At 71.4% G+C, this 24,596-nt stretch carries 19 protein-coding genes and 1 tRNA gene; 9 read left to right on the plus strand and 11 right to left on the minus strand.

The annotated features are described in order from the left end of the window. Positions 1-4 precede the first annotated feature (4 nt). The 6 genes from AB0F38_RS16010 to AB0F38_RS16035 all read right to left on the minus strand — a co-directional run bounded on the left by AB0F38_RS16010 (position 5) and on the right by AB0F38_RS16035 (position 4,755). Positions 5-475, minus strand: a complete 471-nt coding sequence (locus AB0F38_RS16010; RefSeq protein WP_361892646.1) for a hypothetical protein — start codon at positions 473-475, stop codon at positions 5-7. A gap of 75 nt (positions 476-550) precedes the next feature. Next, entirely contained in the window at positions 551-1,144 is a 594-nt protein-coding gene (pth, locus tag AB0F38_RS16015) for an aminoacyl-tRNA hydrolase (RefSeq protein WP_361892649.1), read from the minus strand. A 106-nt stretch (positions 1,145-1,250) separates the two neighbouring features. Continuing rightward, positions 1,251-1,829 carry a 50S ribosomal protein L25/general stress protein Ctc gene (locus AB0F38_RS16020; RefSeq protein WP_361892652.1) on the minus strand — a complete coding sequence of 193 codons (579 nt, stop codon included), beginning with the start codon at positions 1,827-1,829 and terminating at the stop codon, positions 1,251-1,253. A gap of 188 nt (positions 1,830-2,017) precedes the next feature. Next, positions 2,018-3,007, minus strand: coding sequence for a ribose-phosphate diphosphokinase (locus tag AB0F38_RS16025; protein WP_361892655.1), 990 nt, complete (start codon positions 3,005-3,007; stop codon positions 2,018-2,020). A 119-nt stretch (positions 3,008-3,126) separates the two neighbouring features. Next, positions 3,127-4,575 (minus strand): bifunctional UDP-N-acetylglucosamine diphosphorylase/glucosamine-1-phosphate N-acetyltransferase GlmU, encoded by a 1,449-nt coding sequence (gene glmU, locus AB0F38_RS16030; RefSeq protein ID WP_361892658.1) that lies wholly within the window; start codon positions 4,573-4,575, stop codon positions 3,127-3,129. A 108-nt stretch (positions 4,576-4,683) separates the two neighbouring features. Beyond that, positions 4,684-4,755: transfer RNA gene (locus tag AB0F38_RS16035), tRNA-Gln, on the minus strand. A 311-nt stretch (positions 4,756-5,066) separates the two neighbouring features. Between AB0F38_RS16035 and AB0F38_RS16040 the strand changes: the two genes are divergently transcribed. Further along, the gene (locus tag AB0F38_RS16040) at positions 5,067-6,395 is read left to right on the plus strand and encodes a histidine kinase (protein ID WP_361892660.1); all 1,329 of its coding nucleotides are present in this window, start codon (positions 5,067-5,069) and stop codon (positions 6,393-6,395) included. Between the two features lie 13 nt (positions 6,396-6,408). Here AB0F38_RS16040 and AB0F38_RS16045 read toward each other — a convergent pair whose 3' ends face one another. Both AB0F38_RS16045 and AB0F38_RS16050 read right to left on the minus strand, forming a co-directional pair. After that, positions 6,409-6,927, minus strand: a complete 519-nt coding sequence (locus tag AB0F38_RS16045) for an SUKH-3 domain-containing protein (protein ID WP_361892663.1) — start codon at positions 6,925-6,927, stop codon at positions 6,409-6,411. A gap of 10 nt (positions 6,928-6,937) precedes the next feature. Then, positions 6,938-7,462 carry a YwqJ-related putative deaminase gene (locus AB0F38_RS16050; RefSeq protein WP_361892666.1) on the minus strand — a complete coding sequence of 175 codons (525 nt, stop codon included), beginning with the start codon at positions 7,460-7,462 and terminating at the stop codon, positions 6,938-6,940. A gap of 237 nt (positions 7,463-7,699) precedes the next feature. On the opposite strand from AB0F38_RS16050, the gene AB0F38_RS16055 reads away from it, so the two are divergent. From AB0F38_RS16055 to AB0F38_RS16065, 3 genes are all read left to right on the plus strand, one after another. Beyond that, positions 7,700-8,677: an SMI1/KNR4 family protein gene (locus AB0F38_RS16055; RefSeq protein WP_361892669.1), complete on the plus strand. Its 978-nt coding sequence runs from the start codon at positions 7,700-7,702 to the stop codon at positions 8,675-8,677. Next, the gene (locus AB0F38_RS16060) at positions 8,674-10,965 is read left to right on the plus strand and encodes an SUKH-4 family immunity protein (protein WP_361892672.1); all 2,292 of its coding nucleotides are present in this window, start codon (positions 8,674-8,676) and stop codon (positions 10,963-10,965) included. Before AB0F38_RS16055 ends, AB0F38_RS16060 begins: the two co-directional genes overlap by 4 nt. A gap of 188 nt (positions 10,966-11,153) precedes the next feature. Continuing rightward, positions 11,154-12,047 (plus strand): cellulose-binding protein, encoded by an 894-nt coding sequence (locus AB0F38_RS16065; protein WP_361892675.1) that lies wholly within the window; start codon positions 11,154-11,156, stop codon positions 12,045-12,047. 171 nt (positions 12,048-12,218) lie between these two features. Here AB0F38_RS16065 and AB0F38_RS16070 read toward each other — a convergent pair whose 3' ends face one another. Continuing rightward, positions 12,219-13,664 carry an NCS2 family permease gene (locus AB0F38_RS16070; protein ID WP_361892678.1) on the minus strand — a complete coding sequence of 482 codons (1,446 nt, stop codon included), beginning with the start codon at positions 13,662-13,664 and terminating at the stop codon, positions 12,219-12,221. A gap of 285 nt (positions 13,665-13,949) precedes the next feature. Here AB0F38_RS16070 and AB0F38_RS16075 point away from each other — a divergent pair, with 285 nt between their 5' ends. The 4 genes from AB0F38_RS16075 (at position 13,950) to mfd (ending at position 22,102) form a co-directional block, all read left to right on the plus strand. After that, on the plus strand, positions 13,950-14,627 hold the full coding sequence (locus AB0F38_RS16075; RefSeq protein ID WP_361892681.1) for a helix-turn-helix transcriptional regulator: 678 nt from the start codon (positions 13,950-13,952) through the stop codon (positions 14,625-14,627). Positions 14,628-14,999: 372 nt separating this feature from the next. Beyond that, positions 15,000-15,788, plus strand: coding sequence for an ABC transporter ATP-binding protein (locus AB0F38_RS16080; protein ID WP_361892684.1), 789 nt, complete (start codon positions 15,000-15,002; stop codon positions 15,786-15,788). Then, positions 15,785-18,367, plus strand: a complete 2,583-nt coding sequence (locus AB0F38_RS16085; protein ID WP_361892687.1) for an FtsX-like permease family protein — start codon at positions 15,785-15,787, stop codon at positions 18,365-18,367. The genes AB0F38_RS16080 and AB0F38_RS16085 overlap by 4 nt, the downstream gene beginning before the upstream one ends. Positions 18,368-18,571: 204 nt before the next feature. Then, positions 18,572-22,102: a transcription-repair coupling factor gene (gene mfd, locus AB0F38_RS16090; RefSeq protein ID WP_361892690.1), complete on the plus strand. Its 3,531-nt coding sequence runs from the start codon at positions 18,572-18,574 to the stop codon at positions 22,100-22,102. Here the strand turns inward: mfd and AB0F38_RS16095 are convergent. Continuing rightward, entirely contained in the window at positions 22,080-22,673 is a 594-nt protein-coding gene (locus AB0F38_RS16095) for a TetR/AcrR family transcriptional regulator (protein ID WP_361892693.1), read from the minus strand. The two genes, mfd and AB0F38_RS16095, sit on opposite strands and share 23 nt — an antisense overlap. A gap of 106 nt (positions 22,674-22,779) precedes the next feature. Here AB0F38_RS16095 and AB0F38_RS16100 point away from each other — a divergent pair, with 106 nt between their 5' ends. Further along, the gene (locus AB0F38_RS16100) at positions 22,780-23,646 is read left to right on the plus strand and encodes a hypothetical protein (RefSeq protein WP_361892696.1); all 867 of its coding nucleotides are present in this window, start codon (positions 22,780-22,782) and stop codon (positions 23,644-23,646) included. Between the two features lie 42 nt (positions 23,647-23,688). On the opposite strand, the gene AB0F38_RS16105 is transcribed toward AB0F38_RS16100, so the two are convergent. Beyond that, positions 23,689-24,339 carry an HNH endonuclease family protein gene (locus tag AB0F38_RS16105; RefSeq protein WP_361892937.1) on the minus strand — a complete coding sequence of 217 codons (651 nt, stop codon included), beginning with the start codon at positions 24,337-24,339 and terminating at the stop codon, positions 23,689-23,691. Positions 24,340-24,596: the final 257 nt, after the last annotated feature.

Consider the following 24,596-nt stretch of genomic DNA (forward strand, 5'->3'; position numbering starts at 1 on the left):
CCCGTCAGAGGGCGATGAACGTCGCCGTCAGCAGGGCCGCACCCGCGATCCCGACGCTCCAGGCCGTCCGCGTCAGCCGCATACCGCCGCCGATCACCAGGGCGGCCAGCAGCAGCGCACCGCCCAGCGGCATCCACGCGTGCAGAAAGCCCGGCGTCCCGGCGCGTACGACCTCACCGGTGCCGGGCTTCACCACCACGGGGAAGCGGTCCCCCTTCCTCACCGCCACGGACCGCTGGACCGTCACGGCGGACCGGTCCTGCGACTGCGCGTCGGGAGCGAACGACCCCGTGCACACCTCCTCGCCGCACCCCGTGACCGCCATGGTGCCGTGCTCACGGCCCTTGGCCAGGATGATGTGGTGCGCGGTGTTCCAGGACGACCACCCACCCGCGACGAGCAGCAGCAGGACGATGCAGCCCGCGGTGAACGTACGGCCGTGGGCCAGCAGACGGTGGGAGGAACTCTGCTTCATGGGGGCCGATCCTTGGGCAGAGCCCTGCCCTCGGTCAACCTGTGGCCGAAAATGGCCCAGGAAGCAGCGGGAATGTCAGGAGTTGTACGTGGACTGGGCCCGCTCCAGCCCGTCCGCCAGCAGAGCCTCCACCGAATCCGCCGCCCGGTCGACCAGGTAGGCCAGCTCCTTGCGCTCCGTACCCGAGAAGTCCTTCAGCACGAAGTCCGCCACCTGCATCCGTCCCGGCGGCCGGCCGATCCCGAACCGCACCCGGTGGTACTCCGGACCCATCGCTTTCGTCATCGACTTCAGCCCGTTGTGCCCGTTGTCGCCGCCGCCCAGCTTCAGCCGCAGCATGCCGAAGTCGATGTCCAGCTCGTCATGGACCGCCACGACGTGGTCCGTGGGCACCTTGTAGAAGTCGCGCAACGCCGTGACGGGTCCGCCGGACAGATTCATGTACGACATCGGCTTGGCCAGCACCACCCGCCGGCTCGCGGGCCCGGGTGGCCCGATCCGGCCCTCCAGCACCTGCGCCTGCGCCTTCTGCGCCCGCTTGAACTTCCCGCCGATCCGCTCGGCCAGGAGGTCGGCGACCATGAAGCCGACGTTGTGCCGGTTCGCCGCGTACTCGGGGCCGGGGTTGCCGAGGCCCACGATCAGCCAGGGGTCGGTGACGTCGGACATCTGCGCTCGGTCTCCTCGCGTACGGACCAGTGATGACAGGGAAACGGGGCGGCGGATCCCCCGGAAGGGAACCGCCACCCCGTCAGTGAAGCAGGTGGGGCGAGGCTCAGGCCTCGGCGGAAGCCTCCTCGGCGGGGGCCTCCTCGACCTGCGCGGCGACGACCTGGAGCACGACGGCGTCCTCGTCACCGGCGAGCACGGAGCCCTTGGGCAGCGGGATGTCCTTGGCCAGGATCGAGTCACCGGCGTCCAGACCCGCGATCGAGACCGTGACGGACTCGGGGATGTGGGTGGCCTCGGCCTCGACGAGCAGGGTGTTCTGGACGTACTCGAGGAGGTTGCCGCCCGGGGCCAGCTCGCCCTCGACGTGCACCGCGATCTCGACCTCGACCTTCTCGCCGCGCTTCACGGTGAGGAGGTCGACGTGCTCGATGTTGCCCTTGATCGCGTTGCGCTGGACGGCCTTCGGGATGACCAGGGTGTTCTTGCCGTCGATCTCGAGACCGATCAGGACGTTGGCGGTGCGGAGCGCGAGCTGCAGCTCGTGGCCCGGCAGCGTGATGTGCACGGACTCGGCACCGTGGCCGTAGACGACCGCGGGGACCAGGTTGGCACGACGCGTACGGCGGGCGGCGCCCTTGCCGAACTCGGTACGGACCTCTGCGGCGAGCTTGATCTCGGCCATGATGCACTCCTCGTAAGGTGACGAAACTGCGGAGGTCACCCGGCCCACGACAGGCCTGCTACGAAGAGCGCGTCGATAACGGACAGCCGGCCCCATGAGTAGTCATGAGAACGGCCTCCCTCGCCGAGCAACTCGCTGAGTCTACCCGGCGGGGAGGCCGCATCCCAAAGTGGATCACCCGCAGGTGGTCATCCGCTGTGCTCCTCCTGCTCCTCGAAGAGGCTCGTCACCGAACCGTCCTCGAAGACCTCACGCACCGCACGCGCGATGGTCGGCGCGATCGAGAGCACCGTGATCTTGTCGATCTCCAGCTCGCCCGGGGTCGGCAGGGTGTCCGTGAAGACGAACTCGCTGACCTTCGAGTTCTTCAGGCGGTCCGCGGCCGGGCCGGACAGCACGCCGTGGGTGGCCGTCACTATGACGTCCTCGGCGCCGTGCGCGAACAGGGCGTCGGCGGCGGCGCAGATCGTGCCGCCCGTGTCGATCATGTCGTCGACCAGGACACAGACCCGGCCCTCGACGTTACCGACGACCTCGTGGACGCTGACCTGGTTGGGCACGTCCTTGTCGCGGCGCTTGTGGACGATCGCCAGCGGAGCGTCCAGCCGGTCGCACCAGCGGTCGGCGACGCGCACACGGCCGGCGTCCGGGGAGACGATCGTCAGCTTCGAACGGTCGACCTTGGCGCCCACGTAGTCCGCCAGGATCGGCAGCGCGAACAGGTGGTCGACCGGGCCGTCGAAGAAGCCCTGGATCTGGTCGGTGTGCAGGTCGACGGTGAGGATGCGGTCCGCACCCGCCGTCTTCATCAGGTCCGCGATCAGACGCGCCGAGATCGGCTCGCGGCCACGGTGCTTCTTGTCCTGGCGGGCGTAGCCGTAGAACGGCACGATCACCGTGATGGACCGGGCGGACGCGCGCTTCAGCGCGTCCAGCATGATGAGCTGCTCCATGATCCACTTGTTGATCGGAGCCGTGTGGCTCTGGATCAGGAAGCAGTCGGCGCCGCGGGCGGACTCCTGGAAACGTACGTAGATCTCACCGTTGGCGAAATCGAAGGCCTTCGTCGGCACGAGACCGACACCGAGTTGATGTGCGACCTCCTCGGCCAGCTCGGGGTGGGCGCGGCCGGAGAAGAGCATCAGTTTCTTCTCGCCGGTCGTCTTGATCCCGGTCACAGCACAGTCTCCTCAGACGTGTATCTGGCACCGCGCGCATGAGTCCCGATGTGCGACGAGCCAGCCGAAATGGGTGAGCATCTATCACGGTACGCCGCCTTGGACGCACCTGTTTCCGGTCAGCTTTCGCCGTCGGCCCCCCCGGCCGCGGCCTGAGCCGCCTGCGCGGCCGCGCTTCCGGGACGCTTCCGGGCCACCCAGCCCTCGATATTCCGCTGCTGGCCCCGGGCGACGGCCAGCGAACCGGCGGGCACATCCTTGGTGATGACCGATCCGGCCGCCGTGTAAACGCCGTCCCCGACCGTGACGGGTGCCACAAACATATTGTCCGACCCGGTCCGGCAGTGGGACCCGATCGTGGTGTGGTGCTTGGCCTCACCGTCGTAGTTCACGAAGACGCTGGCCGCACCGATGTTCGTGTGGTCGCCGATCGTCGCGTCACCGACGTAGCTCAGGTGCGGAACCTTGGTGCCCTCGCCGATCGTGGCGTTCTTCATCTCCACGTACGCACCGGCCTTGGACCTCGCACCCAGCCGCGTGCCCGGCCGCAGGTAGGCGAAGGGGCCGACCGTCGCACCGGGACCCACCTCGGCGCCGAGCGCGACCGTGTTGTCCACCCGCGCGCCCGCGTGCACGACGGTGTCCGTCAGCCGGGAGTTGGGGCCGGCCTCGGCGTCCTCCGCGAGGTGCGTCGTCCCCAGCAGCTGCGTACCCGGGTGCACGACCGCGTCCCGCTCGTACGTCACCGTCGCGTCGATCAGCGTCGACGCCGGGTCCACGACCGTCACACCGGCCAGCATGGCGCGCTCCAGCAGCCGCTCGTTGAGCAGCCGCCGGGCCTGGGCCAGCTGCAGCCGGTTGTTGATGCCCAGGATCTCCCGGTGGTCGTTCGCCACCGAGGCGCCCACCCGGTGGCCCGCCTCGCGCAGGATCGACAGCACGTCGGTGAGGTACTCCTCGCCCTGGCTGTTGTCCGTACGCACCTTGCCGAGCGCGTCGCCGAGCAGCCGCCCGTCGAACGCGAACACCCCGGAGTTGATCTCCCGGATCGCCCGCTGCGCCTCGGTGGCGTCCTTGTGCTCGACGATCCCGGTCACCGCACCGGTGGCCGCGTCGCGGACGATCCGGCCGTAGCCGGTGGAGTCCGGGACCTCGGCGGTCAGCACGGTGACGGCGTTCGCGTCGGCGGCGTGGGTCGCGGCGAGCGCGGAGAGGGTCTCGCCGGAAAGCAGCGGGGTGTCGCCGCAGACGACGATCACGGTGCCCTCGACGGCGCCACCGAGCTCCTCGAGCCCCATCCGTACGGCGTGCCCGGTGCCGTTCTGCTCGGCCTGGTAGGCGGTGCGCACGGGGGTGTCCCCGGCGGAGAGGTGCGCGGTGACCTGCTCGCTCGCATGGCCGACGACCACCACGAGGTGCTGGGGGCCGAGCTCACGGGCGGCGGCGACGACATGTCCGACGAGCGAGCGCCCGGAGATCTCGTGCAGGACCTTGGGGGTCTTCGACTTCATGCGGGTGCCCTCACCCGCTGCGAGGACGACGACGGCTGCCGGGCTGTTGGCGCTCACGGATGTGCCCTTCGGCTTCAGGTGGTGGACATCCGCAGGATACCGGGGGCTTTTCGCCGCGAAACGAGCGCGGGCCCCGACCGGTGAGGTCGGGGCCCGCGCTCGTAGCTCCCCCACCAGGACTCGAACCCGGACAAATAGCACCAAAAGCTACTGTGCTGCCAATTACACCATGGGGGAACGAAGCGGACGTTGTGTCATTCCGCTCGATTGGCACCCAACACTATGCCGTACCAAGCGCCTTCCGCGCGACGGTGGAGCCCGGCGCTTCCGGTGACGCCGACGGGCGGGCGTACCGAGGCCGCCCGTCCGGCCGGTGGCGGCTGAGGGCCCCTCCCCGCCGGCATGCGTCATGCCGAGAACATCCGGCCCGGAAGGGCGAGCGGTTCACCGGATCGTGCGGTCCACCCGCCCTCGCGGCACGACCGGTCACTTTCCGTGCCTGCGGAGTCCCCGGAAAATGGGATGCGCCCGCCCGTAGTCTGGATGCCATGACCGCAACGGGGGCAGACCGGGAAGCGGCGGGTCCGACCACCCGCGGCCACTGGTGGTGGGAGCGGCGGCGCGGTGCCGCCCTGGACGTGGGACTGGCGCTGGTTTCGGCGCTGGAGTGTGCGCTGGAGGGGGTGGCGTTCGCCGAGGAGACCGGGCTGCCGGTGCCGGTGGCGGTGCTCTTCGGGCTGCTGGCCGGATCGGTGCTGGTGGTGCGCAGGCGCTGGCCGATCGCCGTGGTGCTGGTGTCGATCGCGATGACGCCGGCCGAGATGGGCTTCCTGATGGCGCTCGTCGGCCTGTACACACTGGCGGCCTCGGACGTGCCGCGCAGGATCACCGTCGTGCTGACGGGGATGACGCTCGTCGGGACGTTCCTCGTCACCTATGTACGGCTGCGGCAGAGCGTTACGGCCCATGCCGACTTCGGGCCGGCCGACTGGTACGTGCCGCTGATGTCCGTCTTCATGGCCCTGGGGCTGACGGCGCCCGCCGTGCTCTTCGGCCTGTACATCGGGGCGCGGCGGCGGCTCATGGAGAGCCTGCGGGAGCGGGCCGACTCGCTGGAGCGGGAGCTGTCGCTCCTGGCGGACCGGGCCGAGGAGCGGGCCGAGTGGGCGCGTACGGAGGAGCGGGGCAGGATCGCCCGCGAGATGCACGACGTGGTCGCGCACCGGGTCAGCCTGATGGTGGTGCACGCGGCGGCGCTCCAGGCGGTGGCGCCCAAGGACCCGGCGAAGGCGGTGCGCAACGCGGCGCTGGTCGGTGACATGGGCCGGAAGGCGCTGACGGAGCTGCGGGAGATGCTCGGCGTCCTGCGCAGCGGGGACGCGCTGGTCGCACCTGCGGCCGGCCGGGTACCGCTGGCCTCGGTGGGCCGCGCTGCGGCTGCGGCCGCCGCGGCGGCGGTCGCGGAGGACGGACCGCGGCTGCGTGAGGTGGAGGCGCTCGTGGCGCAGTCCCGGGAGGCGGGGATGACGGTCGAGCTCCTGGTGGACGGCGAGCTGCGCCCGTACGCCCCGGAGGTCGAGCAGACGGCGTACCGGGTGGTGCAGGAGGCCCTGACGAACGTCCACAAGCATGCCGCCGGTGCGAAGGCGTGGGTGCGGCTGGCCCACCGGGGGTCCGAGGTGGCGATGCAGGTGGAGAACGGCCCGACGGACGGGGTCACGGCGGACGCCGGGCTGCCGAGCGGCGGCAACGGCCTGGTGGGGATGCGGGAGCGGGTGCTCGGCCTGGGCGGCGTGTTCGTGTCCGGTCCGACGGACGCGGGCGGCTTCCGGGTCTCCGCGGTCCTGCCAACCGTCTCCGGCCAGTCCGGCGGCTGAGGCTTCGTTCCGGTCAGCCGGGGGTGAGCCGCTCCGGCTGCACCCCGGTCACCAGGGTCGCGAGGGCCCGGTCGATATCGGGTCCGAGGTACCAGTCCCCGGTGTGGTCGATGGAGTAGACCCGCCCCTCGGTGTCGATCGCGAGCACCGCCTGCCCGTCCCCTTCCTCGCCGAGTGGTGCGACCTCGGTCCGCAGCGCGCGTCCGAGGTCCCCGAGCGTCCGGGCGAGGTGCAGCCCGCCCATCGGGTCGATGCGGACCGTGGCCGGTGCGATCTGGCGGCCGGGCGCGGACGCGGTGATGCGCAGTCCGCCGAACTCGGCCCAGGCCTCGACCGCCGCCGGGAAGACCGCGTGCTGGTGTCCGGCCGGCGAGGCGTGGGAGCGCAGGGCGTCGGCCCATTCCTCGGCCTGCCGGATGTCCCGGCGTCCCGGCTCCCAGCCGGCCTGCCGCAGGGCGGCGTCGACGCCGACGGGGAAGCGGGTGGAGGAGGCGCGGTCCTGCTGGGCGGGTACGTCGGGTCGGTTGCGCATCGCTGTGTGCTCAGCCCTTCTCGGCGGTGGTCGCCGCACCGGCGGTGGTGAGGTCGACGGGGCGTACGCCGAAGTGCGCGAGCATCTCCGTGCAGGAGCGGCAGGGACGCGCGTAGCTGCCGTGCAGCGGGTCGCCGTCCTCGCGGATGTGCCGGGCGGTGAGCCGGGCGTGCTTGAGCGCGCGGCGGGCTTCCCCGCTGGTGAGGGGCTTGCGCTGGGCGCGCTTGGAGCGGCCGCTCTCGGCGGCGGTGAGCTGGCGGGAGAGCAGTATCGCCTCGGGGCAGCGTCCGGTGAAGCGTTCGCGCTGGCCGCTGGTGAGGGTGTCGAGGAAGTCCTGGACGAGTGGGTGCAGCACCGGCGGCTGGTCCCCCTTGCCGGCGGTGCAGGTCAGTGTCTCGCCGCGTACGGACAGGGCCGCGGCCACGGCCGGCAGGATGCCGTCGCGGCGGTGGTGCAGTCGTGGCGCGCGGCTGGGTTCGGTGCTGCTCCAGCTGAGTCGCGGATCTCCGGATGTGACTGTTCGTACAGAGTGCATGGTGTGGACGTCCCTCCCGCAATCCCCCGAGTTGCGGGGGACAGCCTGCCAAATATGCAGGGTGGTGGGGAAGCTGGGTCGCTGATACGTGTCTGCGTGTCGCGGCCCGGTGGCCCGATCGTCGCGTGTCCGTCACGCGGCGGTGACGTTCGGTGAAGGGTTGCGGAGGAGCGGGAGCCCTTGGCGCCCCACCGCATAGGCTGTGCGGAACACCAGACGCAGCAGGGGGCAACCGCCATGACGACAGGTCGGCTCGGGCAGCAAGCCGCGCCACCGAACGCGGCCTACGCCGGGCAGGTCGTGCACTTCCCGGACCCGGTCCGGGCCTCCCGCCACCCCAGGGGTGTGCGCGTGGACGAGAACGGCTACCCGGTGCTTTCGCCGTACGCGCGGGCCGCTGCGGAGATCGCTGATCCTCCGCCGGGATTCGGGATCGACGAGCTGCGGCTCACGGACTACGTGTCGGCGAACGCGGCCATGGCGGCGAGCGGGCACGAGCTGTGGGACACGATCCCGGCGGTGGCCACTCCGCACGGCTGGACATGGCATCACGTGCCGGGCGGCCGGCGGATGGAGCTCGTCCCGGTCGAGGTGAAGGCGCTGCTGCGTCATCACGGCGGCCTGGCGACCACCTCGGTGGACCAGAACCGGCGGGGGACCCGGCCGCTGCAGGAGACCAGGCCCGCCCACTTCCGGCTGCCGAAGGGCGCGGTGGCGGTGAGCGAGCAGCAGGTCCTGGGTGTCGAGGAGGACCTCGGCTACCGGCTCCCCGGTGCGTACCGCTCGTTCCTGAAGGCGGCCGGCGGTTGTGCCCCGGTCGGCGCCGCGCTGGACGCGGAGCTCGGCCTGCTGGTCGACCAGCCGTTCTTCACGGTGCGCGAAGAGGCCGCCATGAACGACCTGGTGTACGTCAACAAGTGCCTGCGGGACCACTTCACCAAGGACTTTCTGGGCGTCGGTTTCGTCCAGGGCGGCATCATCGCCGTGAAGGTGCGCGGCGCCGACGTGGGCTCGGTGTGGTTCTGCGCGTACGACGACGCCAGGGACCAGGACGGCTGGAGCGTGCAGGAGCGGGTGGAGCGGCTCCTGCTGCCCTGCGGTACGGACTTCGACGCCTTCCTCCAGCGCCTCGCGGGTAACCCCCCGGAGCTGGAGACCGTGGCGAACCTGATGGTGGACGGCGGCTTCGCGCAGGCCGTCCCGGTGGAGGGGTGAGCGCGGTGGTGACTTTCGCGCAGGCACAGGAGCGGGCGGACGAGTGGGTCAACGGTGACGTGCCCGCCTATCAGCACCGTGAGGTGCGGGTCCGTGAGTTCGAGCTGGGCTTCGTGGTGTGGGCCGAGGACCGGGCGGAGGGCCCGGTCTCGGACGGGGGCCGCCAGCGGCTGGTGATCGCGCGTGACAGCGGTGAGGCCACCCTGTGGCCCGGACTGCCCGTCGGCGAGGTCATCCGGCGGTACGAGGAGGAGTACGGGGTGTCCGACGCGGCGCCGGACGCTCCGGAGCCACCGCGGCGCATCGATCTGAATCAGACCTCGTTCCTGCTGAGCCCGCCGGAGTGGCTCCAGGAAGCGGCGGACAAGTTGGGGATCCCGGACCGGCGGGCGGAGTCGGACCCGCCTCCGGCACCCGTCCCCGCGCCCCTGCCCTCCCCTTCTCCCGTTCCTGCGGAGCCGGCCGGTCCGGGGGCGACCCCGTGGCCGGCCGCGGGCGGGCAGCGGGACTACGAGCCCACCGCGTCCGACGGCGTGCCCGCCGGGGCGACGCCGTGGGCCGGTACGGACACCAACGCGGGTTCGGAGGACGGGGCGGTGGGGCTGCCGGTGACGGTGTTCGCGCCGCCGCTCTCCGGGTCGGACGACGACGGGACCCCGCCGCCGGTCGTGCCGGCCGAGGCGCCCACGGCCCTGATGTCGGGTGGCAGCCGGCTGCCCCGGACCGCGGTCGTCCCCGGGCTTGACCCCCAGGCCGGTGCCCCGGGCACCCCGCCGCCGGGCGCGGGCGACATCGCGGACGCGGCGACGAGCAAGGCCGTCGTGCCGCCGCGCGGTGCGCGCAACACCGGCTCGACGCCTCCGCCGCCGAGTGCCCCCGGCACCCCGGGGGCACCGCCCGGTGCGACTCCGCCGCCGTCGGGGCCCGGTACGGCCGGCGGGTACGTACCGACGCAGCTCGTCTCGCAGCTCGGCCCCCCTGGGGCTCCCGGCGCTCCGCAGCCGCCTGCTCCTCCCGGTCCCCCCGGTCCTCCTGGTCCTCCTGGTCCTCCCGGTCCTCCGCCCGGGGCGACGCCGCCCCCGGGCGGTGGGATGCACCAGGCCGCGACGATGTTCGCCGACGCGAGCATCGGTGGTGCGAACGCGCTGCGGCCCCCGGGTCCGCCCGGTGTCCCGGGCACGCCGCCGCCGCCCGGTCCTCCCGGCGTGCCCGGGGCTGTGCAGCCGCCCGGTCCGCCCGGTCCTCCGCCCGGTGCGCAGGGCCCGCACACGCCGCCGCCCCCGGCCTACGGCTACCCGCAGCAGCCGTCCGGTCGGCCCACGGTCGGTCCGGGCTACCAGGCGGTGCTGCGCTTCCGCGCGCCCGACGGCAGTGAGCAGCAGCTGATCCGGCGTTCGGCGCCGGGTACGCCGCATCCCGAGTGGCAGATGCTGCACGAGCTGCGCGGGATGAACGTGCCGCCGCAGCAGGTCATCGAGCTGCACACGGAGCTGGCGTCCTGCGAGCTGCCCGGTGGTTACTGCGCGCGGATGATCCGGGAGACCTGGCCGCAGGTCCGGATCACCAGCGTCGCCCCGTACGGCACGGATCACGCGAGCCGCCAGCAGGGCATGCAGCATCTGCTGACGCATCAGGGCGAGCTGCACCAGGTCGCCGACGGTCCGGCGCGGCCGGCCCCGGTGCGGGCGCCGCTGCCGCAGATGCCGCCCGCCCTCGCCGTACCGCCGGAGGCGCTGGCCGAGGAGCTGCTCGGGGCTTTCGGTCCGCAGGGCGTGCTCCGCTTCGACCAGCGGGCGGTGTCCCGTCAGGGCGTGCCCGAGGTCGTGGCGCGGACACTGGTGTGGGCGGGTCTGCCCGCCGACTTCGGTCCCTTCTTCTGGGCGCAGCCGGGTCATCCCGTGGTGCCGACGCTGGCGGAGCTGGCGACGCAGCGTCAGGTGCAGCCGGCCTCGGACGCGGGTTCGTATCTGGTGATGGGGTCCGACTTCGGCCGGGCGATCTGTGTGCAGTACGGAACGGCGAACATCGTGGCCGTGCCGGTCGAGGCGGGTCCCGGCGGGCAGCCCGTGCCGCCGCAGTTCGTGAACACGGGTCTGCCGGAGTTCGTGCGGTCGATGGCGCTGCTGGGCCGCATGTGGCGGCTGCGCTTCGGCCTGAATCCGGAGCAGGCGGGCCGTTGGACGGTCGATTTCCAGGCGCAGTTGGTGGCCCTGGACCCGGCCGCGCTGGCTTCGCCGGAGAGCTGGTGGTCGGTTCTGCTGGAGCAGATGTGGGACGGACTGCTCTGACCTGACCCGTTGTGTGCAGGACGCCCGGACCCCTTGTGGGGTCGGGCGTCCTGTGCGTGCGGGGTCTGTGATGCCTGTCGCTTCCGTCTTGAAAGGGACTGATCGATTCCGACTTCCGGCACCAATTGCCGCATCCTTGACGTATTGCTGGGTGGCCGGGGAGTCGAGCGGGAAAGAGGGCTTCAGGGATGAGTGGTGGACCGGTGTCCGCGTTCGACGTCGTCGGCGTCCGGGGACGTGGTTACCGTCCGGAGCAGGTGGACCGTACCGTGGCCGCGTTGTCGGCGGAGCGGGACGGGGCCCTGGAGCGGCTCTCCCGGCTGACGGCCCTGGCCGAGGAGCTGACGGCCGAGTCGGCGCGGCTGGGCGAGGAGGTGGCCTCGCTCGCGCCGCAGACGTACGTCTCGCTGGGGAAGCGGGCCCGGCAGATCCTCGCCCTCGCGGAGGCCGAGGCCGAGGCGCTTCACGGCGCGGCGCTGGAGGCGGCGCAGGAGCTGCGGGACGCGGCGGACGCGGCGGGCCGCTCCGCCCGGGGGGCGGCCCGTGAGGACGCCGCGAAGGTGTGGTCGGCCGCCGACGCCCGGGCGGAGGAGGTACTGGCCGCGGCGCGGGCCACGGCCGAGGGCCTCTTCGAGGAGGCGCGCGCGCAGGCCGACGGGATCCGTGGGGCCGCCGGGGCGGAGATGGCGCAGACCCGTCGTCGGACGGCCGGCGTGCTGGCCCGGCAGGAGCGGGAGCATGCGGAGCGGGCCAAGGCCGCGGAGGCGGAGATCGCCGGCGCCGAGGCCGCCGCGGCGGCACGGGAGGCGGAGCTGACGGCGCGGGCCGAGGCACTGCTGGATCAGGCGCGACGGGAGCTCTCGGAGACGGAGGAGGCGGCCCGGCACGGTCAGGAGGACGCCGAGGCGCGGGCCGCGGAGGTGCTGTCGGGGGCGCGGGTCGCCGAGGAGCGGGTGGTCCGGGAGACGGAGCGGGTGCTGCGGGAGCACGAGGAGGGCCGGGAGGAGGCGCGGGCGCACATGGCGCACGTACGCAGCTCGCTGGCGGCGCTCACCGGGCGCACGGCTCCGGCCGGGGACTGAACACGGGGACCGCGGAACGTGGGCTTCGGCCACCATCGCGGTGAACGGTGCGGAAGGCCGTCGGTCTCGCGGATGCGGCGCGCGCTCCGTACCGTCGGCCGTCCGCGTGCCGGCCGTCGGGGTGGCCCCCGGTCCTGCGGGGGCGGGCCACCCCGACGGCGGGTGACGCGGTTACTTGAGACCGAGTACCTGCTCCAGCGGGTCGATGCAGAAGTAGACGAGGAAGAGCGCCGCGGTGCCCCAGAGCAGCCAGTGGACTTCCCGGGCCTTGCCCAGGCACGCCTTGATGACCACGTAGGAGACGAAGCCCGCGCCGATGCCGTTGGTGATGGAGTACGTGAACGGCATGACGACGATGGTGAGGAACGCGGGGATGGCGAGTTCGTAGCGGTCCCAGTCGATGTGCTTGACCTGGGTCATCATCAGGAATCCGACCACGACGAGCGCGGGGGCCGCGGCCTGGAGGGGCACGATGGTGAGGACCGGGGTGAAGAAGAGGGCCAGAGCGAACATGCCGCCGGTGACGAGGTTGGCGAAGCCCGTGCGGGCGCCTTCGCCGACACCCGCGGCGGACTCGATGTAGGCGGTGGCGGACGACGAGGAGGAGGCGCCGCCGGCGACGGCCGCCGCGCCGTCGATGAGCAGGACGCGGCCCAGGTTGGGGACCTTGCCGCGCTCGTCGAGGAGTCCGGCTTCGGCGGTGACGCCGACGACGGTGCCCATCGTGTCGAAGAAGTCCGACAGGACGAGGGTGAAGACGAGCAGGACCACGGTCAGGATGCTGACCTGTGCGAACGAGCCGAGCAGGTCGAACTGGCCCAGCAGCCCGAAGTCGGGGGCGGCGACGGGCTGGTCGGGCAGGGTGGGGGAGGTCAGGCCCCAGGTCTTGATGTCGGCGACCGCGTTGACGACGAGCGCGAGGACGGTCATCAGGACGATGCTGATGAGGATGGCGCCCTTGACCTTGCGGGCGAGCAGGACGATCGTCACGAGCACGCCGAGGCAGAAGACGAGCATGGGCCAGCCGGTGAGGGTGCCGGTGCCGAGCTGGACGGGCACGGTGGTGTTCGCGGCATCCGGGATGCGGGTGACGAAGCCGGCGTCCACGAAGCCGATGAAGGCGATGAACAGGCCGATGCCTACGCTGATGGCCTGCTTGAGGGGTTGCGGGATGGCGTGCATGATGGCCTCGCGCAGGCCTGTCACCACGAGGACGCAGATCAGCAGACCCTCGAGCACGATGAGGCCCATCGCGTCGTCCCAGCTCATCAGGGGAGCGACCTGGAAGGCGACGACGGCGTTGATGCCCAGGCCCGCGGCCAGTGCGAGCGGCAGGTTGCCGCCCACGCCCATGATCAAAGTCATTACGGCGGCCACCAGGGCGGTGGCGGTGACCAGTTGGACGGAATCCAGCTGCTCGCCGAATTTGTCCTTGGCGCTCCCGAGGATGATCGGGTTGAGCACCAGGACGTATGCCATGGTGAAGAATGTAGCGAATCCGCCACGTATTTCACGGCCGTAGGTCGAGCCGCGTTCACTGATGCGGAAGAACCGGTCAAGTGGACTGCCGGACCCGGTGGGTGGCTCGGTTGCCGGGCTTTTCGTGCTGGGGTGCATGGCTGAGACTCCTGGGCTTACAGATGAGCGGGGGTGTGCGGCCGGTGCCGCCTGAAGCGGTTGACAGGCAGGTGTGCGAACACGTGTGTGGCACCTCGCGAGCGCATATTACGCGGCGGGCCGCGGTTCGCAATTGCGCTGCAACATCAGGAAATTGAATGTAGTTTCAGTTTTCAACTACCTCTTGTAGGTTCCTGCGAAATCGCTGGTGACCTATCCCGCCAAACCGTGATGCAGGCGACATCGACTATGGAATTGACGGGGTCAACTCCCTACGCTTCGCGCGTGCATCCACCACTCCCCTTCAACGCACGTGCTGCCCGCACCCTGCGCGAAAAGCTCGGGATGGCCCCCGATCACGTCGCCTACGGCATGCGAGCCTCCTTCGGCATGGTTCACATCACCCCCGACCACGTCATCGCATGGGAACGCGGCACCCATCTGCCCAGTCCTACCGAACTCACAGCCCTGGCCGGGGCCCTGTGGTGCAACCCCGGCGAACTCATGGGCCGTCCCCGCACCTTGCGTGAACACCGCATCGCCCGTGGCGTGCCCGCCGAGGACGTCGCCCGCGCCACGGGCCTGAGACTTGACGCCTACACCCACATGGAAGAGACCGACGGGTGGGCCGGGGACAAGCAGCAGTCCGCCAAACTCGGCAGACTCCTCAACCTCCCCCCACGCGACTTCATCGCCGTCACCGGCCTCGAGGACGAACTCGCCCACCTCCTGGGTGAAGCGGTCTCCACCCGCTGGCAGGCCCACATCCGCCCCATCGCCCGGCTCATCTCCATGGAGCGCCGGGACCTGCAGGACACCCTTCGCGCCATGCACCACGAGTACCAGGAGCTCCTGGCCGTCACCCTCAGCAGGGCGGGCAGCGCCAGCGCCTTCGGTGAGGACGGGCGGCGCTACCTCGACGACATCGTCGACCGGTTCTGGTCCCGACTGCCGGAGAACTGAAAGAGCCCCCTCCAGGACACCCGGTCAGGGGTGCGGCCGCCAGGTCGCCGTACCTCCGCCGGGTGGTCCGCGGCCGACGCACGGATCCCCTGCCCGGATCCCCTACCCGGATCTCCGCCCAGGGGCCGCTTCCCCTAGGGGGAGCGTCGTGGTCCAGCCCGGGGAGCGTTCCTCCCGCCGGAGGACGTGGCGAGAACGCCCCGCTCCTTACCGTGTTCCTGCACCGCACGTTGCGGCTGACCACAGAGGGCGGGGTGGGGAAAACCCCACCCGAAGACTGCGCTGGGCACCAGCGCGCCGGACCCCCCTCGCACCCGAGACTCGGAACGTACACAGAGACGTCCAGGCATCGACCGACATAGGAGAAAAACCGTGACAACGGCTGTAACCATTCCCAGGCACGGGGGCACTGGAGGGCGTACGGCCGTCGCTGCGCGAGCGCGGCAGGTCGTCAAGGCGTACGGCGTGGGGGAGACCCGGGTCGTCGCGCTCGACCATGTCGATGTGGACATCGAGCGCGGGCGGTTCACGGCGATCATGGGCCCCTCCGGCTCCGGCAAGTCGACGCTCATGCACTGCCTGGCCGGTCTGGACACCGTGACCTCGGGCGAGATCCACCTGGCGGACACCGAGATCACCGGGCTCAAGGACAAGAAGCTCACCCAGCTGCGCCGGGACCGTATCGGCTTCATCTTCCAGGCGTTCAACCTGCTCCCGACGCTCAACGCGATCGAGAACATCACGCTGCCGATGGACATCGCGGGCCGCAAACCCGATGCCGGCTGGCTGCAGCAGGTCGTCGAGACCGTCGGTCTCGCCGACCGGCTGAAGCACCGGCCGACACAGCTCTCCGGCGGCCAGCAGCAGCGTGTCGCGGTGGCCCGTGCCCTGGCCGCCCGGCCGGAGATCATCTTCGGTGACGAGCCCACCGGGAACCTGGACTCGCGGGCCGGCGCCGAGGTGCTGTCCTTCCTGCGCAGGTCGGTCGACGAGCTCGGCCAGACCATCGTCATGGTCACCCACGACCCGGTGGCCGCCTCCTACGCGGACCGGGTCCTCTACCTCGCGGACGGATCCATCGTCGACGAGATGCGCGACCCGACGGCCGATCAGGTCCTGGACCGTATGAAGGACTTCGACGCGCGCGGGCGGACGTCATGACCGTCTGGAAGACCTCGACGCGCAACTTCCTCGCGCACAAGGGGCGGATGGCGCTCTCCGCTGTGGCCGTCCTGCTGTCGGTGGCGTTCGTGTGCGGCACGCTCGTCTTCACCGACACGATGAACACCACCTTCGACAAGCTCTTCGCGGCGTCGTCGGCCGATGTCACCGTCAGCCCGAAGGCGGCCGAGGGCGCCGACGAGCTGCCGGAGAACGGCCGGCCCGAAGCGCTGCCCTCCTCCGTCCTCGCACAGGTGGAGAAGGCCGACGGGGTGAAGGAGGCCGAGGGCGGAGTCATGAGCATGTCCGTCACGGTCGTCGACAGCCACAACAAGAACATGGGCTCCGAGACCGGCGCCCCGACGATCGCCGGCAACTGGACGCGGAACGACCTGCGTTCCATGGAGATCACCTCCGGTCACGCGCCGCGCGGCCCGACCGAGGTCATGGTCGACGCCGACACCGCCGAGAAGCACCACCTGAGGATCGGTGACGAGCTGCGGACCGTCGCCGTCACCGGTGACATCGAGGCGAGGATCAGCGGCATCGCCGCCTTCACGGTGACCAACCCGGGTGCGGCCGTCGTCTACTTCGACACGGCGACCGCCCAGCACAAGCTCCTCGGCGAGCCCGGTGCCTTCACCCACATCTCCGTCCAGGCCGAACCCGGTGTCGACGACACGCTGCTGAAGAAGAACGTCGCCTCGGCCCTGGGCGACCCGGGTTCGTACACGCTGCAGACCCAGGACGAGGCCGCCGCGGCCAACAAGGACTCCATGGGGTCCTTCCTCGACGTCATGAAGTACGCGATGCTCGGCTTCGCCGGGATCGCCTTCCTCGTCGGCATCTTCCTGATCGTGAACACGTTCTCGATGCTGGTCGCCCAGCGCACCCGTGAGATCGGCCTGATGCGGGCCATCGGCTCCAGCCGCAAGCAGGTCAACCGGTCGGTGCTGGTGGAAGCGGTGCTCCTCGGCATCGTCGGATCGGTCCTCGGCGTCGGCGCCGGGATCGGTCTCGCCGTCGGGCTGATGAAGCTCATGGGTGCCATGGGCATGGAGCTGTCCACCAAGGACCTCACCATCGCGTGGACGACCCCGGTCACCGGGCTCGCGCTCGGCGTCGTCGTGACCGTACTTGCCGCGTACATCCCGGCCCGCCGGGCGGGCAAGGTCTCGCCGATGGCGGCCCTGCGTGACGCCGGGACCCCGGCGGACGCGAAGTCGGGCTGGATCCGGGCCGGAGCCGGCCTGGTCGTCACCGGGGCCGGTGCCGCGGGCCTGTGGGCGACGACGCGGGCGGACGAGGCGAGCGAGGGCTCGCTCTACCTGGGCCTGGGCGTGGTCCTCACCCTCATCGGCTTCATCGTGATCGGCCCGCTGCTGGCCGGTGTGGTGGTGCGGGCGCTCAGCGTCGTCGTCCTGCGGCTGTTCGGCCCGGTCGGCCGGCTGGCGGAGCGCAACGCCCTGCGCAACCCGCGGCGTACGGGAGCCACCGGTGCGGCCCTGATGATCGGTCTGGCCCTGGTGGCCTGCCTCTCGGTCGTGGGCTCGTCCATGGTCGCCTCGGCCACGGACGAGCTGGACAAGTCGGTGGGCACGGACTTCATCGTCCAGTCGAGCACCGGCCAACTGGTCGTCCCGCAGGCGGCGGAGGCCATCAAGAACGTGCCCGGCATCGAGCACGTCACCGACTACAAGGCCGTCAGCGCGAAGCTCACCTCCCCGGACGGAAAGACGGAGGACGAGGGCCTCGTCGCCGCGGACCCGACCTACCAGGACGACCTGCGGCGCACGACGGTCGCCGGTGATCTGGCCGACGCGTACGGCAGGAACGCCATGTCGGTCGGCGACGACTACGCCGTCCGGCACGGGATCGAGGTCGGGGACGAGATCACCGTCGCCTTCAAGGCCGGCGAGACGGCGAAGCTGAGGGTCGCCGCGATCACCTCGGACGAGACGAACGTGGACAAGGGCGCGATGTACACCAACATCACGACCGCCGAGCAGTACGTTCCCGCCGACCGGATGCCCGAGAACCTGATCATGTTCGCCAAGGCCCAGGACGGCAAGGAGAAGGAGGCGTACGCGGCCCTCAAGGGCGCGCTCGCCGAGTACCCGCAGTACAAGGTGCAGAACCAGGCCGACTTCAAGCAGGACCTGAAGGACCAGATCGGCCAGCTGCTGAACATCGTGTACGGCCTGCTCGCCCTGGCGATCATCGTCGCGGTGCTCGGAGTGGTGAACACCCTGGCCCTCTCGGTGGTCGAGCGGACCCGTGAGATCGGCCTGATGCGGGCCATCGGCCTCTCCCGCCGCCAGCTGCGCCGCATGATCCGGCTGGAGTCCGTGGTCATCGCGCTGTTCGGCGCCCTGCTCGGCCTCGGCCTGGGCATGGGCTGGGGCACCTCGGCCCAGAAGCTGCTGGCCCTGGAAGGCCTCGGCGTCCTGGAGATCCCGTGGCCGACGATCCTCACGGTGTTCGTCGCCTCGGCCTTCGTCGGACTGTTCGCCGCGCTGGTCCCGGCCTTCCGGGCCGGCCGGATGAACGTCCTGAACGCGATCGCCACCGACGGGTGAATCCGGCGGACGTAGGATGACCTGATCCGGCCCCGGGGCGTTCCTCCAAACGCCCCGGGCCGGATTTCTGCGCGGACCGCAGGGCCCGGGACTCCCGTTGCGGGAGCGGCGCCCACCCCGGAGTCGTACGCTGGAACCCCCGGCCCGTCCTACGTGTCGGGTCCTTCGCGTTGCTCACCTCGCCCCACCGGACGGAATGCCTTCATGAGCCTGCACGGTCTGCTGGACGTCGTCGTCACCGACCCGGCGCTCTCCGAAGCGGTGAAGGCCGCCACCGACGGCCACCGGACCCACGTCGACCTGGTCGGCCCGCCCGCCGCCCGCCCCTTCGCCGTGGCCGCTCTGGCCCGCGAGGCCGGGCGGACCGTGCTCGCCGTCACCGCCACCGGCCGGGAGGCCGAGGACCTGGCAGCCGCGCTGCGGACGCTGCTGCCCCCGGACACCGTCGCGGAGTTCCCCTCCTGGGAGACCCTGCCCCACGAGCGGCTCTCGCCGCGTTCGGACACCGTGGGCCGCCGCCTCGCCGTGCTCCGCCGTCTTGCGCACCCCCGGCAGGACGACCCGGAGACCGGCCCGGTCAGCGTGGTCGTCGCTCCGGTCCGTTCCGTGCTCCAGCCGCAGGTCAAGGGTCTCGGCGACCTGGAGCCGGTGGCGCTGAGCAGCGGGCAGACCGCCGATCTGGGCCAGGTCGTGGACGCGCTCGCGGCGGCCGCGTACGCCCGGGTCGAGCTCGTCGAGAAGCGCGGCGAGTTCGCCGTACGCGGCGGCATCCTGGACGTCTTCCCGCCGACCGAGGAGCACCCCCTCCGGGTGGAGTTCTGGGGGGACGACGTCGAGGAGATCCGCTACTTCAAGATCGCCGACCAGCGGTCCCTGGAGGTTGCCGAGCACGGGCTGTGGGCGCCGCCCTGCCGGGAGCTGCTGCTCACCGCGGACGTCCGCGAGAAGGCCGCGGCCCTCGCCGAGGCCCACCCCGAGCTGGGCGAGCTGCTGAACAAGATCGCCGAAGGAATCGCCGTCGAGGGCATGGAGTCCCTCGCGCCGGTCCTCGTCGACGAGATGGAGCTGCTGCTCGACGTCCTGCCGGAGGGCTCGATGGCGCTGGTCTGCGACCCGGAGCGGGTACGGACCCGGGCAGCCGACCTGGTCGCCACCAGCCAGGAGTTCCTCCAGGCGTCCTGGGCGGCCACCGCGGGGGGCGGCGAGGCCCCGATCGATGTCGGCGCGGCCTCCCTGCGGGGCATCGCCGACGTCCGCGACCACGCCCGTGAGCTGGGCATGATGTGGTGGTCCACGTCCCCGTTCGCCGCGGACGACGAGCTGGACGACGACACCCTGAAGCTGGGGATGCGCGCGCCGGAGACGTACCGCGGCGACACCGCCCGGGCGCTCGCCGACACCAAGGGCTGGCTCGCCGACGGCTGGCGCACGGTGTACGTCACCGAGGGGCACGGGACGGCGTCCCGTATCGCCGGGGTCCTCGGCGGCGAGGGCATCGCGGCCCGCGTCGACCAGGACCTCGCGGAGATCGCGCCGTCCCTCGTGCACGTCGCGTGCGGCGCCCTCGACCACGGCTTCGTCGCCCCGGGCCTGCGGCTGGCCGTGCTGACCGAGACGGACCTGACCGGTCAGCGCACCGCGAGCAAGGACCTGGGCCGGATGCCGGCCCGCCGCCGCAAGTCCGTCGACCCGCTGACCCTCCAGGCCGGCGACTACATCGTCCACGAGCAGCACGGCGTCGGCCGCTACGTCGAGATGGTGCAGCGCACGGTGCAGGGCGCGACCCGCGAGTACCTCCTCGTCGAGTACGCCCCCGCCAAGCGCGGCCAGCCCGGCGACCGCCTCTACATCCCCACCGACCAGCTGGAGCAGGTCACCAAGTACGTCGGCGGCGAGGCGCCCACCCTGCACCGGCTCGGCGGCGCCGACTGGACCAAGACCAAGCAGCGGGCCAAGAAGGCCGTCAAGGAGATCGCCGCCGACCTGATCAAGCTGTACTCCGCGCGGATGGCGGCCCCCGGCCACGCCTTCGCCCCGGACACCCCGTGGCAGCGCGAGCTGGAGGACGCCTTCCCCTACGCGGAGACGCCCGACCAGCTGTCCACGATCGCCGAGGTCAAGGAGGACATGGAGAAGTCCGTCCCGATGGACCGGCTGATCTGCGGCGACGTGGGCTACGGCAAGACGGAGATCGCGGTCCGGGCTGCCTTCAAGGCCGTCCAGGACGGCAAGCAGGTCGCCGTCCTCGTCCCGACGACGCTCCTGGTCCAGCAGCACTTCGGCACGTTCACCGAGCGGTACGCGCAGTTCCCCGTCAACGTACGGGCGCTGAGCCGCTTCCAGTCGGACACCGAGTCGAAGGCGACACTGGAGGGGCTGAAGGACGGGTCCGTCGACCTGGTCATCGGCACGCACCGGCTGTTCTCGTCGGAGACGAGGTTCAAGGACCTGGGCCTGGTCATCGTCGACGAGGAGCAGCGCTTCGGCGTCGAGCACAAGGAGCAGCTGAAGAAGCTCCGCGCCAACGTCGACGTGCTCACCATGTCCGCGACGCCCATTCCCCGTACGCTCGAGATGGCCGTCACCGGAATCCGCGAGATGTCGACGATCACGACGCCCCCGGAGGAGCGGCACCCCGTCCTGACCTTCGTCGGACCGTACGAGGAGAAGCAGATCGGTGCGGCCGTCCGGCGTGAACTCCTGCGTGAGGGCCAGGTGTTCTACATCCACAACCGGGTCGAGTCCATCGACCGGGCCGCGGCCCGGCTGCGCGAGATCGTGCCGGAGGCGCGGATCGCCACGGCGCACGGGCAGATGGGCGAAAGCGCGCTGGAGCAGGTCGTCGTCGACTTCTGGGAGAAGAAGTTCGATGTGCTCGTCTCCACGACGATCGTCGAGTCCGGCATCGACATCTCCAACGCGAACACGCTGATCGTGGAGCGGGGCGACAACTTCGGCCTCTCCCAGCTGCATCAGCTGCGCGGCCGGGTCGGCCGGGGCCGGGACCGGGGCTACTCCTACTTCCTGTACCCGCCGGAGAAGCCCCTCACCGAGACCGCGCACGAGCGCCTGGCGACGATCGCCCAGCACACCGAGATGGGTGCGGGCATGTACGTGGCGATGAAGGACCTGGAGATCCGCGGCGCCGGGAACCTGCTGGGCGGGGAGCAGTCGGGCCACATCGCCGGTGTCGGCTTCGACCTGTACATCCGGATGGTGGGCGAGGCGGTGGCCGACTACCGGGCCGCGGTGGACGGTGGTGTCGAGGAGGAGCCGCCGCTGGAGGTCAAGATCGAGCTCCCGGTCGACGCGCACGTCCCGCACGACTACGCCCCCGGGGAGCGGCTGCGCCTCCAGGCGTACCGGGCCATCGCCTCCGCCAACACGGAGGACGACATCAGGGCCGTCCGTGAGGAGCTCACCGACCGCTACGGCAAGCTTCCCGAGCCTGTGGAGAACCTCCTGCTGGTGGCGGGCCTGCGGATGCTGGCCCGGGCCTGCGGGGTCGGCGAGATCGTGCTGCAGGGCCCGAACATCCGGTTCGCGCCGGTGGAGCTGCGGGAGTCGCAGGAGCTGCGGCTGAAGCGGCTGCACCCGAAGACGGTCATCAAGCCGGCGGCCCACCAGATCCTGGTGCCCCGCCCGACGGCGGGCAGGATCGGCGGCAAGCCGGTGGTGGGGCGTGAACTCCTTTCGTGGACAGGGGAGTTCCTCACGACGATTCTGGGGTCGTAGCCGCCGCGTCCGGAGGGAAAAGGAGGCCGGCGAGGACCCGGAAGACCTCCTCGGGGTCCCTGTCCCCCACCGGCGCGTCCAGGTTGCCGCTGAGCAGCAGGGTGGCGAAGCCGTGGGCGAGGGACCAGGCGGCGATGCCCGCGAGCCGGTCGTCGTCGCCACGGGCGGTGCCGGGCAGGCCGGAGATCCCGGCGCGCAGCGCTTCGGTGGCGCGGGCCTTCGCGGCGACCAGTCGGGGGTCGTCGGGGTGCTGCAGTTCGGGGCGGAACATCACCTGGAAGTGCGCGGGGTGCTCTGCCGCGAACCGTACGTAGGCCACGCCCCGTTCCCGCAGGCCGGCGGCGTCGGCCAGGGCGTCGGCGAACAGGCCGTAGCCCTCGGCGGCGACGGCGGTGAGCAGACCCGTCCGGTCCTTGAAGTGGTGGGTCGGGGCGGCGTGCGAGACACCGGCCCGGCGGGCCAGGTCGCGCAGGGAGAGGGCCCCGGGGCCGTCCGTGGCGATGACGTCCAGGGCGGAGGCGAGGAGGGCGCGCCGCAGGTCGCCGTGGTGGTACACGCGCTCGCTGTTCATGGGCAGTACGGTACGCCGAATCTAGTCATTGACAAGTTCGACGGGGAGAGGCAGGCTGAACTATCTAGTCAGTGACAAGATGAGCCGTTCTGCGGAAGGCGGAGACATGTCCGACGAGCTGGGTCGCGTGCGCCGGATGTGGCACCTCCTGGAGCCCCTGCACGCCGTTCTCTACTACGCGCCCGCAGCCTTCGAGGAGGCGGCCGCCCTCGGCCACGCCGTCGACGAGCGGTGGCCGAGCTACTTCGCGTGGCGCGCGGCGCCGCTCGGGGAGGCCGGGGCCGACCGGGTGGCCGCGACGTTCTTCAGCTTCAGCCCCACGATGATCGCCGGGTACGTGCCGGCCGGCTGGTCCGTCGCCGCCCCGGAGGCGGTGCTGGCCGCCCGGACGAGGGCCGTCGACCGGATGTACCGGTCGCTGTTCTCCGACCGGGTGCACGGCCCGGAGTTCGCCGAGGCCGCCGGGCTGGCGCGTCGGGCGGCACAGGCCGCGGACGTGACGGACCGTCCCCTCGCGCAGGCCAATGCCGCTCTGCCCTGGCCGGACGCGCCGCACCTGGTGCTCTGGCAGGCCGCGACGATCCTGCGGGAGCACCGGGGGGACGGCCACCTGGAGGCGCTCGTCTCCGCGGGCCTCGGCCCCGTCGAGTCGCTGGTCTCCTTCGCGGCCGTCGGAGCGGCGCGCCCGGAGGTGTTCGCGAGCCGGGGGTGGAGCGGGGCGGAGTGGTCGGCGGCGCGCGCCCGTCTCCTGGAGCGCGGGCTGCTGGAGGAGGACGGGAGGGCCACGGACGCCGGACGGGCGTTGCGGGCGGAGGTGGAACGGCGCACGGACGAACTGGCGTCGGATCCGTGGGACGCCCTGGACCCCGCGGAGCAGGAGCGGCTCGTGGAGCTGCTGGGGCCCTTGTGGGTGGAGGTGCTCGGCTCCGGGCTGTTGCCGTCCGAGACGACGCTGGGCATCGGAAGGGTGTGAGGCGGCGGCGCCCGGGTGTGCCACCGGGCTCCGCCGCCCCGGTCAACGGGTGCCGGCCTCCGTGGGGCTGCCGCCGGTGGGCAGCTTCCGGTCCGGGCAGGCCTTCAGCACCTTCGTCATCGCGTCCTTCTCGGCCCGGGTCACCCACAGCCCGTACTTCTTCTTGACCGCGACCTGTCCCGCCACATAGGTGCAGCGGTACGCCGTGTTGGGGGGCAGCCAGGTCGCGGTGTCCCCGTCCCCCTTGCGCCGGTTGGCGGAGGAGTCGGCCGCGACGAGGTTGAGCGGATCGTTCGCGAAGGCCCGTCTCTTGGCGTCGCTCCACTTCTGCGCGCCCTTCTGCCAGGCGTCGGACAGGGCGACGAGGTGGTCTATGTCGACCTTGCTGCGCCCGCGTTCGAAGGTGACGCGGCCTCCGGTGTAGGGCTCCGGGTCGAGGACCCCACTCAGCACCTTGCATCCGTCGGAGTCCCGGGAGACGTCGTCGAGCTGCTCGGCGAGTATGTCGTCCCGGGTTCCGCACCCGTTGTCGTCGGTATCGAGCCAGCCGGATCCGAACGCGTCGCGCTCGTACCCCGTCTTCGGCGCCCGGCCCTTCACCGTCAGGCCGTCGGTGGCCCGCAGCGCCGATCCCGCCGGGACGGGGCCGGGCGCCGTGTCGGCCGGACCGCCCGTGAACTCGCAGCCGGGCAGGGCGAGCGCACCCGCCAGCGTCAGGGCGGCGATCGGAAGCAGGCGGCGGGCGCGGGGTGAGGCGTGGAAGAGAGTCACGACGCAACAGCGTAGGGGGCGGTGCTGCCGGGGAGGCAGGGGGCCCGCACGGTCGATTTCCGGACGACTGCCATGGCTGCCGGAAAATAGCCCATCTGTTCGGTGAGGTTCCGTCATGATGGCTCTGTCGATGTTACGGAGGGGGCTCTGGCATCACCTGTCGTGGGTGGCGACGCGTG

This window comes from Streptomyces sp. NPDC025273 (assembly GCF_040638585.1).
Classification (GTDB): domain Bacteria; phylum Actinomycetota; class Actinomycetes; order Streptomycetales; family Streptomycetaceae; genus Streptomyces; species Streptomyces cinereorectus.

Bases quoted from the DNA above. Each gene is read 5' to 3' on its own strand.
- AB0F38_RS16010 (WP_361892646.1), bottom strand. From the start codon at position 475: ATGAAGCAGAGTTCCTCCCACCGTCTGCTGGCCCACGGCCGTACGTTC.
- pth (WP_361892649.1), bottom strand. From the start codon at position 1,144: ATGTCCGACGTCACCGACCCCTGGCTGATCGTGGGCCTCGGCAACCCC.
- AB0F38_RS16020 (WP_361892652.1), bottom strand. From the start codon at position 1,829: ATGGCCGAGATCAAGCTCGCCGCAGAGGTCCGTACCGAGTTCGGCAAG.
- AB0F38_RS16040 (WP_361892660.1), top strand. From the start codon at position 5,067: ATGACCGCAACGGGGGCAGACCGGGAAGCGGCGGGTCCGACCACCCGC.
- AB0F38_RS16045 (WP_361892663.1), bottom strand. From the start codon at position 6,927: ATGCGCAACCGACCCGACGTACCCGCCCAGCAGGACCGCGCCTCCTCC.
- AB0F38_RS16050 (WP_361892666.1), bottom strand. From the start codon at position 7,462: ATGCACTCTGTACGAACAGTCACATCCGGAGATCCGCGACTCAGCTGG.
- AB0F38_RS16055 (WP_361892669.1), top strand. From the start codon at position 7,700: ATGACGACAGGTCGGCTCGGGCAGCAAGCCGCGCCACCGAACGCGGCC.
- AB0F38_RS16065 (WP_361892675.1), top strand. From the start codon at position 11,154: ATGAGTGGTGGACCGGTGTCCGCGTTCGACGTCGTCGGCGTCCGGGGA.
- AB0F38_RS16070 (WP_361892678.1), bottom strand. From the start codon at position 13,664: ATGCACCCCAGCACGAAAAGCCCGGCAACCGAGCCACCCACCGGGTCC.
- AB0F38_RS16085 (WP_361892687.1), top strand. From the start codon at position 15,785: ATGACCGTCTGGAAGACCTCGACGCGCAACTTCCTCGCGCACAAGGGG.
- mfd (WP_361892690.1), top strand. From the start codon at position 18,572: ATGAGCCTGCACGGTCTGCTGGACGTCGTCGTCACCGACCCGGCGCTC.
- AB0F38_RS16095 (WP_361892693.1), bottom strand. From the start codon at position 22,673: ATGAACAGCGAGCGCGTGTACCACCACGGCGACCTGCGGCGCGCCCTC.
- AB0F38_RS16100 (WP_361892696.1), top strand. From the start codon at position 22,780: ATGTCCGACGAGCTGGGTCGCGTGCGCCGGATGTGGCACCTCCTGGAG.